At 74.4% G+C, this 13318-nt stretch carries 13 protein-coding genes; 8 read left to right on the top strand and 5 right to left on the bottom strand.

The annotated features are described in order from the left end of the window. Nucleotides 1-26: 26 nt before the first annotated feature. The 5 genes from AB0910_RS04295 to AB0910_RS04275 all read left to right on the top strand — a co-directional run bounded on the left by AB0910_RS04295 (nt 27) and on the right by AB0910_RS04275 (nt 5088). Entirely contained in the window at nt 27-965 is a 939-nt protein-coding gene (locus AB0910_RS04295; protein ID WP_366742974.1) for a cellulose-binding protein, read from the top strand. 142 nt (nt 966-1107) lie between these two features. Further along, nucleotides 1108-2157, top strand: coding sequence for an ATP-binding cassette domain-containing protein (locus tag AB0910_RS04290; RefSeq protein ID WP_366742973.1), 1050 nt, complete (start codon nt 1108-1110; stop codon nt 2155-2157). A 3-nt stretch (nt 2158-2160) separates the two neighbouring features. Further along, nucleotides 2161-2913, top strand: a complete 753-nt coding sequence (locus AB0910_RS04285) for an ABC transporter permease subunit (RefSeq protein ID WP_366742972.1) — start codon at nt 2161-2163, stop codon at nt 2911-2913. A gap of 187 nt (nt 2914-3100) precedes the next feature. Next, nucleotides 3101-4225, top strand: coding sequence for an ABC transporter ATP-binding protein (locus AB0910_RS04280; protein WP_366742971.1), 1125 nt, complete (start codon nt 3101-3103; stop codon nt 4223-4225). Beyond that, a complete protein-coding gene (locus AB0910_RS04275) occupies nt 4222-5088 on the top strand; it encodes an ABC transporter permease (RefSeq protein WP_366742970.1) in 867 nt (288 codons plus the stop codon). Before AB0910_RS04280 ends, AB0910_RS04275 begins: the two co-directional genes overlap by 4 nt. 21 nt (nt 5089-5109) lie before the next feature. On the opposite strand, the gene AB0910_RS04270 is transcribed toward AB0910_RS04275, so the two are convergent. Then, on the bottom strand, nt 5110-5442 hold the full coding sequence (locus AB0910_RS04270; protein WP_366742969.1) for an ATP/GTP-binding protein: 333 nt from the start codon (nt 5440-5442) through the stop codon (nt 5110-5112). Nucleotides 5443-5662: 220 nt separating this feature from the next. On the opposite strand from AB0910_RS04270, the gene AB0910_RS04265 reads away from it, so the two are divergent. Next, nucleotides 5663-6706 carry an LLM class flavin-dependent oxidoreductase gene (locus AB0910_RS04265; protein ID WP_366742968.1) on the top strand — a complete coding sequence of 348 codons (1044 nt, stop codon included), beginning with the start codon at nt 5663-5665 and terminating at the stop codon, nt 6704-6706. Nucleotides 6707-6857: 151 nt separating this feature from the next. Here AB0910_RS04265 and AB0910_RS04260 read toward each other — a convergent pair whose 3' ends face one another. Further along, entirely contained in the window at nt 6858-7250 is a 393-nt protein-coding gene (locus AB0910_RS04260) for an SCO5389 family protein (RefSeq protein WP_366742967.1), read from the bottom strand. A gap of 213 nt (nt 7251-7463) precedes the next feature. On the opposite strand from AB0910_RS04260, the gene nucS reads away from it, so the two are divergent. Beyond that, nucleotides 7464-8123: an endonuclease NucS gene (nucS, locus tag AB0910_RS04255; protein WP_366742966.1), complete on the top strand. Its 660-nt coding sequence runs from the start codon at nt 7464-7466 to the stop codon at nt 8121-8123. An 84-nt stretch (nt 8124-8207) separates the two neighbouring features. Here nucS and AB0910_RS04250 read toward each other — a convergent pair whose 3' ends face one another. The 3 genes from AB0910_RS04250 to AB0910_RS04240 form a co-directional block, all read right to left on the bottom strand. After that, on the bottom strand, nt 8208-10847 hold the full coding sequence (locus tag AB0910_RS04250) for an ATP-binding protein (protein ID WP_366742965.1): 2640 nt from the start codon (nt 10845-10847) through the stop codon (nt 8208-8210). Nucleotides 10848-10989: 142 nt separating this feature from the next. Then, nucleotides 10990-11313: an STAS domain-containing protein gene (locus tag AB0910_RS04245; protein WP_366742964.1), complete on the bottom strand. Its 324-nt coding sequence runs from the start codon at nt 11311-11313 to the stop codon at nt 10990-10992. Nucleotides 11314-11548: 235 nt separating this feature from the next. Continuing rightward, nucleotides 11549-12397, bottom strand: a complete 849-nt coding sequence (locus AB0910_RS04240) for a 3-hydroxyacyl-CoA dehydrogenase family protein (RefSeq protein ID WP_366742963.1) — start codon at nt 12395-12397, stop codon at nt 11549-11551. 346 nt (nt 12398-12743) lie between these two features. On the opposite strand from AB0910_RS04240, the gene AB0910_RS04235 reads away from it, so the two are divergent. Continuing rightward, a complete protein-coding gene (locus AB0910_RS04235; RefSeq protein ID WP_366742962.1) occupies nt 12744-13316 on the top strand; it encodes a cob(I)yrinic acid a,c-diamide adenosyltransferase in 573 nt (190 codons plus the stop codon). Nucleotides 13317-13318: the final 2 nt, after the last annotated feature.

Genomic DNA, 13318 nt, shown 5'->3' with positions numbered 1-13318 from the left:
TCACCGGTCTCTTCGACAGGAACCCCATGAGCGACACTTCCTCTCCCTTCGGCTTCGAGCTCGTGCGGCGTGGTTACGACCGCGGTCAGGTGGACGACCGCATTACCAAACTCGTCGCCGACCGGGACAGCGCGCTGTCCCGGATCACGTCTCTGGAAAAGCGCATCGAGGAGCTGCACCTCGAAACGCAGAACGCCCAGGCACAGGTCACGGACGCGGAGCCGTCGTACGCCGGCCTCGGTGCCCGGGTCGAGAAGATCCTCCGCCTCGCCGAGGAGGAGGCGAAGGACCTGCGGGAAGAGGCCCGCCGGGCCGCAGAGCAGCACCGCGAGCTCGCCGAGTCGGCGGCCCAGCAGGTGCGCAACGACGCGGAGGCGTTCGCCTCCGAGCGCAAGGCCAAGGCGGAGGACGACGCCTCCCGCATCGTCGACAAGGCGAAGGGTGACGCCTCCACGCTGCGCGCCGACGCGCAGAAGGACGCCCAGTCCAAGCGCGACGAGGCGGACGCGCTGTTCGAGGAGACCCGCGCCAAGGCCGCCCAGGCCGCGGCCGACTTCGAGACGAACCTCGCCAAGCGCCGCGAGCAGTCCGAGCGCGACCTGGCGTCCCGTCAGGCGAAGGCGGAGAAGCGCCTCGCGGAGATCGAGCACCGCGCCGAGCAGCTGCGCCTCGAGGCGGAGAAGCTGCGTACGGACGCGGAGCGCAGGGCGCGCCAGACGGTCGAGACGGCGCAGCGCCAGTCCGAGGACATCGTCGCGGACGCGAACGCGAAGGCCGACCGTATCCGCAGCGACTCCGAGCGCGAGCTCGCGGCCCTCACCAACCGCCGCGACTCGATCAACGCGCAGCTGACCAACGTCCGCGAGATGCTGGCCTCGCTGACCGGTGCGGCGGTGGCCGCGGCCGGCGCGCCCGCCGAGGACGAGCCGATCTCCCGCGGTGTCCCGGCGCAGCAGTCGCGCTGACCCGCGCTCCGCGGCCCGCGGATGACGCGGGGGCGTCGTCCCGGCGTCTCCCGGGCCGCGGACCGAATCGTTCGGTAACGGTTGTGTCAGCCCCTCGCCACTGGAGTGGCGAGGGGCTTTCCGCGCGCCTAGGTTGGGCCGCATGATCGAGGTCGAGGGGCTCACCAAACGCTATGGCCGCAAACTGGCGGTCGATCATCTTTCCTTCCAGGTACGGCCCGGTGTCGTGACGGGTTTTCTCGGCCCCAACGGCGCCGGGAAGTCGACCACGATGCGCATGATGCTCGACCTCGACAACCCGACGAGCGGCTCGGTGCGGATCGACGGCAGGACGTACCACGAGCTGCCCGACCCGCTGAAGGAGATCGGCGCCCTCCTTGAGGCCAAGGCCATGCACGGCGGGCGGACCGCGTACAACAACCTGCTGGCGCTTGCGCAGAGCAACCGCATCCCGCGCCGCCGGGTCGACGAGGTCCTCGACATGGTGGGCCTCACGGCGGTCGCGAAGCGCAAGTCGAAGGGCTTCTCGCTCGGCATGGGGCAGCGGCTCGGCATCGCCGCCGCGCTCCTCGGCGACCCGCGCATCCTGATGTTCGACGAGCCGGTCAACGGGCTCGACCCCGAGGGCATCCACTGGATCCGCAACCTGATGAAGGCGCTCGCCGCCGAGGGCCGCACGGTGTTCGTGTCGAGCCACCTGATGAGCGAGATGGCCCTGACGGCGGACCACCTCATCGTCATCGGGCAGGGCAGGCTGCTGGCGAACACGTCGATGGCGGAGTTCATCCACCAGAACTCGCGCAGCTTCGCCCGGGTCCGCACCCCGCAGCCCGAGCAGCTACGGGACGCGCTGAGCGGCGGCGGCTACGAGGCCACCGAGGTCGAGGGCGGGGCGTTCGAGATCGACGGCGCCGAGACGGAGGCGCTCGGCGATCTCGCGGCCGCGCAAGGCATCACCCTGCACGAGCTCAGCGCGCAGCGCGCCTCCCTTGAGGAGGCCTTCATGCAGATGACGGCGGAGTCGGTGGAGTACCACGCGCACGCGGGCCCCGGGGACCCGGCCGCCGCGCCCGGCGAGGTGCCGCAGGGCGCCGGCTGGGGCGCCGGGCAGCAGCAGCCGGGCGCCGCGGGCGGCTGGGGGCAGGGCTGGGACCAGAGCCGGGATCGGCGCGACCGCAACAAGGGAGTCTGAACGATGTCTTCGGTACCGGCCGTCCTCCAGTCCGAGTGGACGAAGATCCGGACGGTCTCGTCCACCACGTGGACGCTGGCCCTCGCGTTCGCCGCCACCGCGGGCATCGGCGCCGTGGCGGCCTCCCTGATCAACCCGGGCAGGAACTTCGACCCGACGCTGATCAGCTTCTCCGGCATGTCGCTCGGGCAGCTGGCGATGGTGGTCTTCGGGGTGCTCGCCGTGGGCTCCGAGTACAGCTCGGGCATGATCCGCACCTCGCTCGCCGCCGTGCCGCGCCGGGCGCGCTTCCTGTACGGCAAGATCTTCGTGGCGGGCCTGCTCGCGCTCGTGGTGGGCCTCGTCACCGGCTTCATCACGTTCTTCCTCGGCCAGGCGCTGCTCGGCAACGCCGGCACGGACCTCGGGGCGCCCGGCGTGCTGCGCGCGGTGGTCGGCAGCGGCCTGTACATGTGCCTGATCGCGGTCTTCTCGATGGGCGTCACGGCGATGCTGCGCAGCTCGATGCTGTCGCTCGGCATCCTGATGCCGTTCTTCTTCCTGGTGTCGAACATCCTCGCCGCGGTGCCGAAGGCGAAGGACGTCGCCCGGTACTTCCCCGACCAGGCGGGCTCGAAGATCCTCCAGGTGGTGCCGGACGCGGCGGGCGGCAGCGACGTCCCGTACGGGCCCTGGGCCGGCTTCGGGATCATGGCGGCGTGGGTGGTGGCGGCGCTGATCGGCGGCTATGTGGTGCTGCGCAGGCGCGACGCCTGACCGGCGCGTGCCGGGCCCGCGGGCCCGGCCACGGCCCACCGGGGCGGGGTCCCGCGTCCGCGGCTTGGCCCGTACGGGGGCGGTGCGGATATCCTCACCGTCCAGGGGCCACGTACGGGCCCCGCGGGGCAACCCGTCAACACCGTGAGCACGTCGAAGCGGCCGAGGGCCGAAACCGGGGCTGGAGATGATCGAGGCAGTCCGCCTGACCAAGCGCTACGGCGCCAAGACCGCGGTGGACGGGCTCTCGTTCCAGGTGCGCCCCGGCGTCGTCACGGGCTTCCTCGGCCCGAACGGCTCGGGCAAGTCGACCACCATGCGCATGATCGTCGGCCTCGACCGGCCGACGAGCGGCACCGTCACGGTGGACGGGCGGCCGTTCCGGCAGACGCCCAACGCGGCCCGCGCCGTCGGCGCGCTGCTGGACGCGAAGGCGGTGCACGGCGGCCGCAGCGCCCGCAGCCACCTCCTCTCGCTCGCGCAGCTCTCCGGCATCCCCGCCTCGCGGGTCGAGGAGGTGCTCGGCGTCGTGGGGCTGCGGGACGTGGCGGGCAAGCGGACCAGGGGCTTCTCGCTCGGCATGGGGCAGCGGCTCGGCATCGCCGCCGCGCTCCTCGGCGACCCGCGGGTGCTGCTGTTCGACGAACCGGTCAACGGGCTCGACCCCGAGGGCATCTACTGGGTGCGCACGCTGATGAAGCGGCTGGCGGCCGAGGGCCGCACGGTGCTGGTCTCCTCGCACCTGATGAGCGAGATGGCGGTGACCGCCGACCACCTCCTCGTCATCGGCAGAGGGCGGTTGCTCGCCGACATGAGCGTGCGCGCGTTCATCGCGCGCAACTCCGCCGACTTCGCGCGGGTGCGGGTCGCCGACGGCGAGCCGGCGGCCCGCGAGCGGCTCGCCGCGCTGCTCGGCGGCGCGGGCGGCGAGACGCTGTCGGAGCCGGACGGCGCGCTGCGCGTGACGGGCCTGCCGCTCCCCCGCATCAGCGACCTCGCACACGGGGCCGGGGTGCGGCTGTGGGAGCTCTCCCCGCACCAGGCCTCCCTTGAGGAGGCGTACATGCGGATGACGCAGCCGCTGGTGGACCACCGCTCCACCGACGACGAGCTGGCGGGCTTCGCCGAGGACGAGCCGGGCTGGGAGCCGCCCGCCGTGCCCGAGGTGCCGCAGCGCGGCTGGTACGCGCCGGAGCCGCCGGCGCCCGCCGCGGCGCGGCACGGCGGAGCTGCCGCAGGGGCCGCAGGGGCGTCCGAGGTCTCCCGCACCGCCAGGACGTCCGACGCCGCCGAGGAAGGGGACGCGCGGTGACCGCCCCGTACCCCTCGCACCCGGAGCGGGACCGGGCGCCGCTGCCGCAGGACGGCTATGTCTCGCCGGTGCCCGAGCGCAGGGCGCACCTGGGTGACGCGGTCGTCGCCGAGTGGACCAAGATCCGGTCGCTGCGGTCCACGATGTGGTCGCTCGGCGGGATGATCCTGCTGGTGCTCGGCACCGGGGTGCTGGTCGCGTGGGGCGTGGCCGCGACGTCGGGGCCGCGCACCGAGGAGCTGCGGCCAGGCGGCACGGCCGTCTCCTTCGGCCTCTTCGGGGTGCTGCTCGGCGGGATGTGCGTGATCACGCTGGGCGTCATGACGTTCTCGGGCGAGTTCAGCTCGGGCCTGATCCGCACCACGCTGACGGCGTGCCCGAGCCGGGCGCGGGTGCTCGCGGCCAAGGCCTCGGTCTACTTCACGCTGGTCTTCACCCTGATGCTGGCGCTGACGCTCGTGGTGGGCGTGCTCCAGGTGCTGATCCTGGACGCGGTGAGCCCGTCGGTCGGGCAGTGGGTCTCGGCGACGGTGGGCGTGAGCCTGTACATGGCGCTGCTCGGCGTGCTGTCGCAGGCGCTCGGCGTGCTGGTGAAGCACGGGGCGGGCGCGATCACGGCGATGCTCGGGGTGGTGCTGCTGCCGCTGGTGATGGCCATGTTCCTGTCGTCGTCGCTGCCCCGGGTGAGCAGCGCGCTGCTGCGGTACTCGATCCCGAGCCAGATGGCGTCCTTCTATCCGGGCCTCGGCAACTTCGGCGGCAGCGGGGGGCCGACCGGCTGGGTCTCGCTGTGGATCCTGCTGGGGGTGGTGGCGCTGGGGCTCGCGGGGGCGTACGCGGCGCTCGACCGGCGCGACACCTGACGAGGGCGCGCCCCGCGGCGGTCAGTGGCGCGGGGCGTTGCGGGAGCGCTGGACCCTGACGCCGCGCCGGTCCTTCGCGTTCCAGCACGCCTGGTGCCAGTGGCGCCTGTCGTCCACCCCGCCGTACTCGGGCCAGGCGACGACGTGCGGCACATGGGAGGGGATCTCCTGGTCGCAGCCGGGGCAGCGGTAGCGCTTGCCGGCCGCGCTGGCACCCGCGACGTGCCGTACCGACCACTCCTCGCCCTGCCAGGACTCGGTGCGCTGGAAGCCCCCGTAGCGGGTACCGGCGTCGCCGGCGTCGCGGCCGGCCGGTTTCTCGCCGCCGCGGGGGCGGTTGCGGCGTGGGGACATGACACACCTCACGGGGCAGACGGCAGGGCTGCCCCTCAGCGTACGGCCCGTGCCGGGCGGCTCAGGGCCGCCCCGGGCCGCGGCGGCGGCCCGGGACTCCCCCCGACGGCGGGCAATAGCAGGACAATCGCAAGATCTTGGTCGGGGGCCGTGCCTTTGGCACGTGTCAGGCGTTACTGCCAGAAGGGGAGCCGCGTCGGCCGCGAGGAGGCAGAAGGCGATGCGTGTGCGGAATGCGACGCGTACGGGAGCACGGGTGGGGACGTTCGTGCTGGCAGCGCAGTTTCCGGGACAGGGGCAGGGCGAGGCGCTGCACCGCGCGGTGCGCACCGCGCAGGCCGTGGAGCGCGCGGGTCTCGACGAGGTGTGGCTCGCAGAACACCACTTCGTGCCGTACGGGGTGTGCCCGTCCGCGGTCACCCTGGCGGGGCTGCTGCTCGGAAGGACCGAGCGCGTCCGGGTGGGTACGGCGGTCAGCGTGTTGCCGAACACGCATCCGGTGGCACTCGGGGAGCAGACCGCGCTGCTGCACATACTCTCCGAGGGCCGGTTCTCCCTCGGCGTGGGCCGGGGCGGGCCCTGGGTCGACCTGGAGGTCTTCGGCGCGGGCCTCGCCGCCTTCGAGCAGGACTTCCCCGAATCGCTCGACCTGCTGCTGCGGTGGCTGCGGGAGCCGCGGGTGGACGCGCTCGGCCCCCGGTACGCCTTCCGCGAGGTGCCCGTGGTGCCGCGCCCCGACGAACTGCTCGACGTGCCGGGCCCCGAGGTCGTGGTGGCCTGCACCTCCCCCGGCACGGTGCGGCTCGCCGCCGGGCGCGGGCTGCCGATGCTGCTCGGGATGCACGCGGGCGACGAGGAGAAGGCGGAGATGGTCGCGCTGTGGAGCGCGACCGCACGCGCGGCGGGCCACGACCCCGAGGGTGCGCACGTGTCGGTGGGGGTCGCGCAGCTCGCCGACGACCGCGCCGAGGCGGCGGAGACCCTGATGAAGGCGATGCCGGGCTGGCTGCGCCAGGGGCTCGGCGCGCACACCACGGTGGACGGCAGGGCCCGTACGATGCGCGACCCGGTCGCGTACACCGAACTGCTGTGCTCGCTGCACCCGGTGGGGCCGCCGCGGCTCGCGGCCGACCGGCTCGCGGCGACGGCCGAGCGTACGGGCATCAGTCGCTTCGCGCTCCTCGTCGAGGGCTCAGGGGACCTGGCGGCCACCGAGGAGAACGTACGGCGGCTGGGGGCCGAGGTGCTGCCGCAGCTGGCGTAGCGCGCCCGGCGTGGCCGAATCGCGCGGGTCGCCGCCGCCTCCACGGCCCGGGCGCGGGGCGCGGGGCGCCCGCAGCGCGTGCGCCGGGGCGCAGCCGGCCGCGGCGTCCCGCACCGGTCACCCCCTCCGGTGCGGGACGGCCTGGCCGCCGTCAGCAGTCCCGGAGTTCGGGCGACTGGTTGAGCAGCTGGGCCCGCACCGAGGTGAAGCGGGCCAGCCGCTCGTCGGACTCGGCGCCGAGCGGGAAGACGGCCACGCGGTGGCAGTTCTGGAAGGCGAGGCGCACGCCGAAGTGGCGCTGGAGCGCGCCCCGTATCGCGTCGCTTGCGAGGGCCCGCAGCAGCTGACCACGGGCCTGCTCGTCCGGCGGGGGCGTCTGGTTGTCGGCGAACGGGCCGCCGTCGACCTTCAGCTGGGCGACCAGGGAACTGACCATCTCCCATGCGTAGGGCAGGGAGGTCCGGACGCAGTCGACGAATTCCGCTTCGTCGACCTCGCCTCGCTCGGCCTGCTCCAAGAGTGCCGGTGAGACGTCGAGCGACATGGGTTCTCCTCTCGCGACCCCGCGACCGGGGCCCTACGGGCAGGGAAGGGGGAGGGATGGCGACGCAGCGTGCACGCGCGACAACCTCTCGCTTACACGTTAGGCGCGCCGCCTGGTCTCCACCAGGCAGATGGGAGCACAACCGGCCACAGCCGAACGGGGCTTGTGGGGCGAATCGCGTAGCGGGACGCCAGTCGAGTAGCGTTGCCGACCATGCGTCTCGTCATCGCCCGCTGCTCCGTGGACTACGCGGGCAGGCTCACCGCCCATCTGCCCTCCGCCCCCCGTCTCATCCTGGTCAAGGCGGACGGCAGTGTGTCCATCCACGCCGACGACCGTGCGTACAAGCCCCTCAACTGGATGTCACCGCCCTGCTCCCTCAAGGAGGACGACGGCGCCTGGACCGTCGTGAACAAAGCGGGCGAGAAACTGATCATCACCATGGAGGAGGTCCTGCACGACTCCTCGCACGAGCTGGGCGTCGACCCCGGGCTGATCAAGGACGGCGTGGAGGCGCACCTCCAGGAGCTGCTCGCCGACCGCATCGAGACCCTGGGCCAGGGCTACACCCTCATCCGCCGCGAGTACCCCACGGCGATCGGTCCCGTGGACATCCTGTGCCGGGACTCGGACGGCGGCACGGTCGCGGTCGAGATCAAGCGGCGCGGCGAGATCGACGGGGTCGAGCAGTTGACCCGCTACCTCGATCTGCTGAACCGCGATCCCCATCTCGCCCCGGTCAAGGGCGTGTTCGCGGCCCAGGAGATCAAGCCGCAGGCGCGGGTGCTGGCGACGGACCGGGGCATCGGCTGCGTGGTGCTCGACTACGACGCGCTGCGGGGCATCGAGGACGACAAGCTGCGCCTCTTCTGAGGGGCCCGGCTCGCGGACCCGGGCGCGGCCCCCTGCGTGTGCGGGGGGGCCGCGCCCGGGTGCGCGGAGGGTCGCGCGGGGCCGTCAGCCCGCCGGCTGGGACGGGGTGACCGAGGCCGACTGGGCGGCCGCGCCGCCACCGCTGCCGCCGTCGTCGCCGCCGGCCGGCGAGGAGGGGTCGGACGGCGGCGGGCTCGTCGGGCCCCCGCTCGTCGGCGGGTCGGTCGGGTCGTCGCTCGACGGCGGGTCGGTCGGCGTGGTCGAACCGCCGCCGCTGCTCCCCCCGGAGCCTCCCGAGCCGCCGTCGCCGCCGCCGGAGCCACCGGAACCGCCCGTGCCGCCGTCGCCGCCGGAGCCGCCGGACCCACCGGAGCTCCCCGAGCCGCCGCTGCCACCGGACGACGAGCCGCCGCCGGGGTGGGAGTGGGAGGGCGAGCCGCCGTTGTGGCCCCCGCCACCCGTGGCGGACGGTGACGTGCCGTCGTCCGAGGCGCCGGCGCCGGTGGACGAGGCGGCCCCTGACGCGCTCGACGAGCCGGTGCCCGACGGGGAGGCGTGGCGCGGTGTGCCGGAGCCCGCGGGTGCCTGCGCGCCCGCGGGGGCGGAGTCGGGCGCCGCGGGTTCCTGCGGCGGCAGGCCGTCGCCGCCGCCGTCCTGGTCGGTGCGCTCGGTCGCGGTGTGGTCCGTGCCCTGCGAGCCGTCGCCCGAGCTGAGGCCGAGCCCCACCACGGTGCCCATCACGGCGGCGAGCACCGCGGCCGCGCCCGCGGCGACCATGTTGCGCTTGGCACCGCCGAGGATGCGGCGCACCGGCGCCGGCCGCGCGGACTGCGCGATCACCACGGGGTCCTGACGCGCCGTCGGGTCGACGGACCTGGAGGGCAGCGCCGCCACGATGGGCGAGGGCCCCGACTCGTGCGCGGGGGCCGCGGAGGCGGCGGGCGCCGCCGCACGGCCTGCGGGGGTGACGCCGTTCTCCAGGTCCGAGACGAGCGCGAGCGCTCGGCGCCCCGCCACCGTGCCGCTGCGGTCGGCCACGACGCCGCGCATGCCGATGGACGCCTCAAGCTCGGCGCGCGCCCGGTCGAGGTTGCCTGCGCAGAGCGCGAGGATGCCCAACTCATGGTGGAAATACGCTTCTTCGGCGACCTCTCCGGCCGTGCGCGCGGCCGACTGCCCGGCCCTGAGCGCCTTCTCCCAGGCGCTCCAGCGCAGCCCGGCGAGGAAGGCGGGCGCCGCGCTGCGCGCCAGGCGCACCGCCGCGGCCGCCTCGTCGGACGGCAGCGGCGCCATCGAGGCGAGCACCGCCTCGGCCTCCGCGGCGACGCGCTCGGGTGTCACGGACGGGTGCCCGGTCCACCAGGCGTAGTGCTCGGCGGCCGTACGGGCGTGCCACACGGCGTCGTCGGCGTACCCCGCGGCCTCCAGCTGGGTCACCGTGCCGGGCGCGAGGCGGTAGCGGGAGCCCACGGGGCTGAGCAGCGCACAGCTCGTCAGCTCGCCGAGCGCGGCGTCCGCGTGGGTGTCGCCGACCAGCGCGGGCAGGTGCGCCTGGTGGGGCACCTCGCCGCCGAGCGCGACCGCGAACCGCAGGGTGGCGCGCGCCGATTCACTCAGCCGGGAGGCGAGCAGGGCGGCGGGGGCCGCGCCCTCGCCGAGGCTGGGCAGCGGGATGTCGTGGGCGCCGTCCTCGTCGGCAGCGCCGAGGGCGGGGTCGAAAGCGGACGGGGCGGCGGGTCCTGCGGCCGCCGGCTTCTCGAACGCCGCGAACTCGTCGGACGCCTCCGGGTCGCGCCGCAGCCGGTCGCGCTGCCGCAGCAGGGCACCGGCCTGCACGAAGCGCAGCGGCAGCCCCTCGGACTCGAACCAGAGGTCGCCCGCCCAGTTCTTCTCCGCCTCGGCCAGCGGCCGTCCCGCTGCCCGTTCGAGGAGTTCGAGCGAGGCGGGGCGGCTGAGCCCGGCGAGCAGGACGTCCGCGACGGCTGCGGCGGGCGAGGGCGCGGGCACGTCGGGGGCGACGGCGAAGAGGAAGGCACACTCGGGGGTCGAGGTCAGCAGGTCGTCCAGCGCCTCGCCGCCGATCTCCAGGTCGTCGACGACGACCACGGCGCCCACCTCGCTGACGGCGGCGCGCAGTTCGGCCCGTCCCGGCCGGTGCCCCGGCTCGGTGCGGAAGACGGCGGTGTACAGGTCCTGGAGGAGTTCGGCGGCGCCGCGCCGGTGGCCGCTGAGCCGTATCAGGCCGTCGGGGGCGAGCGTGCCGCAGCGCGCGGCGACGGCGTCGAGCAGGACCGTGCGGCCCGACCCTGGGGCGCCGAGCACGCGAACGGAGCGCCCGCGCCCCAGCAGGTCGACCAGCTGGTCGTGTTCGGCCTCGCGCTCGAGCAGCGGCAGCGGCACCGCCGCGGGCCCCGGCGGGGCCGAGGGGCGGCCTGCGCGCTGGAGCGCCGCGCGGTCGCGGGCGGTGCGGCGCGCGGGGCGGCCGGGAGCCCGGCCCGGCGGGCAGGGCTCGATCTCGCTGCCGTCCACGGGGTTGACGGTGATGAGGAAGTCGCCCGCCACCAGCTCGGTGGTGCGCGCGGGCGCGCCGGCCGTGCCCGGGGCGGGGGCCGCGAGGGCGGGCGTGATCGTCTCCCGCCGCGGCGGCCTGCGGGCCGGCAGTCCTGCGGGGCGCCGGTCCTCGTGGCGTCCGTGCTCCTCGGATCCCGCGCTCATCGGGTCCATCGGCAAATCCCCCAGATAGTGGCGTGCGGGGCCGAAACCATAGACCCCCGCACTGTATCCAGGGACAGGGGGGACGCGGGAGGCAGGTGGGGGTGCCGATGTGCGGCGGATTCGGCCCGCGCGCGCGCCGGGCCGCCGGCCGTCAGACCCGGGGCAGGGACTCGGCGGCGAGCCCGCCCTCGATGGCGAGGATGCGGTGCAGTCTGGTGGCCACGAGCAGGCGCTGCATCTGCGGCGGGACGCCCCGCAGGACGAGCCTGCGGCCGCAGCGCCCGGCGCGTCGGTGGGCGCCCATGATCACGCCGAGCCCGGTCGCGTCCCAGGAGTCCAGCTCGGTCAGGTCGAGCACGAGGTCGCCGACCCCGTCGTCCACGGCCGCGTGGAGAACCGTACGGGCGTCCGCCGCGCTGCGGACGTCGAGGCGGCCCCCGACGACCAGCTCGGTGTGGTCGCCCCTGATGTGCATATGCGCTCCCCGCGTGTCCGGTACCGCTGTGTCCTGACAGCGTCTGCGTCGTGCTTCCTGCCTGGTGCCGTACGGGCGGTGGCGCCCTGCCGGCGGTGGTGTCGTCGTACGGGCCGGTGGCGGCCGCGTGCCCGGTGGCGGGCGGCGGCCCCGCACTGCCACCCGGTGGGGCCGGTACGGGACCCGGCCGCCGGATGCCCGGCGGGAGGAGAGGCAGCCCCCCGGCCCGTGGAAATCAGTGCTCGTAGAACCCCTGCCCGCTCTTGCGGCCGATGTCACCCGCGTCCACCATTCGGCGCATCAGCTCGGGCGGGGCGAACTTCTCGTCCTGCGACTCGGTGTAGATGTTCTCCGCCGCGTGCAGCAGGATGTCGACGCCCGTCAGGTCGGCGGTGGCGAGCGGGCCCATCGCGTGGCCGAAGCCGAGCTTGCAGGCGAGGTCGATGTCCTCCGCGGTGGCGACGCCCGACTCGTAGAGCTTGACCGCTTCGACGACGAGCGCGGAGATCAGCCGGGTCGTGACGAAGCCCGCCACGTCGCGGTTGACGACCACACAGGTCTTGCCCACGGACTCGGCGAACTCCCGCGCGGTGGCGAGCGTCTCGTCGCTCGTCTTGTAGCCGCGCACCAGCTCGCACAGCTGCATCATCGGGACGGGTGAGAAGAAGTGGGTGCCGACGACCCGTTCGGGGTGCGCGGTCGCCGCGGCGATCTTGGTGATGGGGATCGCCGAGGTGTTGGAGGCGAGCACGGTGCCGGGGCCGGTGATGCGGTCGAGCTCGCGGAAGATCTCGTGCTTCACGTCGAGCCGTTCGAAGACGGCCTCGACGACGATGTCGGCGTCCGCGGCCGCTTCGAGGTCCGTGGTCGCGGTGATCCGGCCGAGGGCGGCCGCCGCGTCGGCCGCGTCCAGCTTGCCCTTGGCGGTGAAGCGCTCGTACGACTTCTCGATGGTGCCGGTGCCCCGGGCGAGCGCCGCGTCGGTCACGTCGCGCAGCACGACCTCCCAGCCCGCCTGGGCGGAGACCTGCGCGATGCCCGACCCCATGAGGCCGGCCCCGATGACCGCGAGCTTCCTTGCCACGGCACACCTCTCGTTTCTCTCGGCGGGCAGCCGGGCCGGTGCGCGGCGCGCGGCTTCGACGCGCCCTGGTGCACGGCGCTCACCGGAGGTTAGCGGTCCCCGGCCGCCCTGGGGCGGCCAAGAGACACGCGTCACGTCTCAGATGACGGACATCACACCGAGCCGCCGCCGGGCCCCCGGATCGGGTGCCGCGGGCTGCGAACGCACGTGCGGGAGCGCCCCGCTTGTCCCCCGGCGGCGTGCCGCGCCGGATGAACCGGCCGCCGCCGTACGGGCCTTCGCCGCTGCCCGGGGCGGCGCGGCACGCTGACGCGCCGTCCGGCCGCGCGGTCCCTACCCTGGGGGCATGGTCAATCTGACGCGCATCTACACGCGCACCGGCGACAAGGGCACCACCGCGCTCGGCGACATGAGCCGGGCCCCCAAGACCGATCCGCGGATCGGCGCGTACGCCGACGCCAACGAGGCCAACGCGGCGATCGGCACGGCGATCGCGCTCGGCGGCCTCGCCGAGGACGTGGTGAAGGTCCTGACGCGGGTGCAGAACGACCTGTTCGACGTGGGCGCCGACCTGTCCACCCCGGTGGTGCCGGATCCCGAGTACCCGCCGCTGCGCGTCGAGCAGTCGTACGTCGACGCGTTGGAGGCGGACTGCGACCGCTTCCTCGAAGGCCTGGAGAAGCTGCGCAGCTTCATCCTGCCGGGCGGCACGCCCGGCGCTGCCCTGCTGCACCAGGCGTGCACGGTGGTGCGCAGGGCCGAGCGCTCCACCTGGGCGGCGTTCGAGGTGCACGGCGCGACCATGAACCCGCTGGCCGCCACCTATCTGAACCGCCTCTCCGACCTCCTGTTCATCCTCGCGCGGGTGGCCAACAAGGACAGGGGCGATGTGCTGTGGGTGCCGGGCGGCGAGCGCTGAGG

Origin of the sequence: Streptomyces sp. NPDC047002, assembly GCF_040704505.1 — a bacterium.
Taxonomy (GTDB): Bacteria; Actinomycetota; Actinomycetes; order Streptomycetales; family Streptomycetaceae; genus Streptomyces.
The sequence above is the reverse complement of the archived record's forward strand: the minus strand, read 5'-3'. Positions and strand labels throughout refer to the sequence as shown.